This is a genomic window from Dapis brunnea BLCC-M229 (genome assembly GCF_050015995.1).
GTDB lineage: Bacteria > Cyanobacteriota > Cyanobacteriia > Cyanobacteriales > Microcoleaceae > Trichodesmium.
Window position 1 is genome coordinate 1 of sequence record NZ_JBNHEP010000010.1, and the last position, 1,321, is coordinate 1,321.

General features: G+C 35.0%; 2 protein-coding genes and 2 pseudogenes. All 4 read left to right on the top strand.

Going from position 1 to position 1,321, the window contains the following annotated elements; all coding sequences use genetic code 11:
* Positions 1-374: 374 nt before the first annotated feature.
* Positions 375-563 (top strand): tetratricopeptide repeat protein, encoded by a 189-nt coding sequence (locus ACP6PM_RS01185; protein WP_426581077.1) that lies wholly within the window; start codon positions 375-377, stop codon positions 561-563.
* A 9-nt stretch (positions 564-572) separates the two neighbouring features.
* Positions 573-638 (top strand): annotated as a pseudogene (locus ACP6PM_RS01190) (hypothetical protein); the annotation flags it as partial.
* A gap of 6 nt (positions 639-644) precedes the next feature.
* Positions 645-701 (top strand): annotated as a pseudogene (locus tag ACP6PM_RS01195) (hypothetical protein); the annotation flags it as partial.
* Positions 702-761: 60 nt separating this feature from the next.
* Positions 762-1,268 carry a tetratricopeptide repeat protein gene (locus ACP6PM_RS01200; protein ID WP_426581079.1) on the top strand — a complete coding sequence of 169 codons (507 nt, stop codon included), beginning with the start codon at positions 762-764 and terminating at the stop codon, positions 1,266-1,268.
* The last annotated feature ends 53 nt before the right edge of the window (positions 1,269-1,321 follow it).

Genomic DNA, 1,321 nt, shown 5'->3' on the forward strand with positions numbered 1-1,321 from the left:
ACAGATGTTTGGAGAATTTCCTGACTATTGCGTATAGAGCAATAGTAGTTTTTTTCATTCCCTGAAGCACCCGGAACAGATGTTTGGAGAATTTCCTGACTATTGCGTATAGAGCAATAGTAGTTTTTTTCATTCCCTGAAGCACCCGGAACAGATGTTTGGAGAATTTCCTGACTATTGCGTATAGAGCAATAGTTGTTTATTCATTGTAAGTTGGCAAATTTCTTATTCGTGATGTCAAAATATTACGGTAGAATTTGAAAATTCAACTGGGAAATATTAGTAACTTAAATAATTATGGTATAGCGCTACGCATTAAGGTTAGGACATTTATAAATCCTCAAATCCTTTGATAGTCTCCTGTTCCCAGTTAAGTGTTCCCTATTCCCGATTCAAGTAGCGCTATAACTACTACGTCTTTTACACAGGCTAAAATACTGTGGCGATCTGGTAAATTAGGCGATGCTTTTAAAAAATATAAACAGTCAATAGAATTAAATCCAAATTTTGCTTGGAGTTATTATTATCTGGGAAAAATATTGGCTGCACAAAATAAATGGTAAGAGGCAGTTGCTCAATATCAAGAGGCAGTTAAAATCAATCCTAAATCTGCAACTTTTTGCTATGGTTTGGCTTAAGTTTTAATAGAGCAAGGAGAATTAAATGAGGCGATTAAGTATTTACAAAAGGCTATTTCTCTACAAGCTGAGGTAACTATTTATCAGCAAACTCTAGCTGAAGTTTATGAAGCTAAGTCAGATTTGGCAGCAACATTTAAGATTTGGCAAAAAATTATTACAATTAATCCTAACCATCTGGTGGCAGTTAAAAAAATTAATTGGTTAGAAATAGATGTTGCCAGAAATTATGTCGAGATTGGGGATAAGTTAAATAAGGAAGGAAAGATCAAGGAGGCTGTTGAATATTACAAACAAGCATTAACTCTCAACCCTCAACAACCGATGCCTATTTATCGTACTTGTGGGAATAATTTAATTACTTTAAGTAAATTTGAGGAGGCTGAAAAGGTATTTCAACAGTTAAAGGAAATTTATCCAGAATTAGCAGAAGGTTATGAGGGTTATGCCAGGGTTGCTCATAGTTTGGGGAATTGGAATTTGGCTTTGGTGCGTTGGGAAAATGCTATTAATAAGTTTCCTGAAAATATTGGTTTTGCGGTTCAAAAAGGTAATGTGTTGATTAATCTTTCTGGCTTTGATGAGGCTGAGGCGATTTTTCAGAGGTTAATAGAAAAGTATCTGGACTGACCTAATAGTTATGAGGGTTATGCCAGAGTTGCTCATAGTTTGGGGAATTGGGA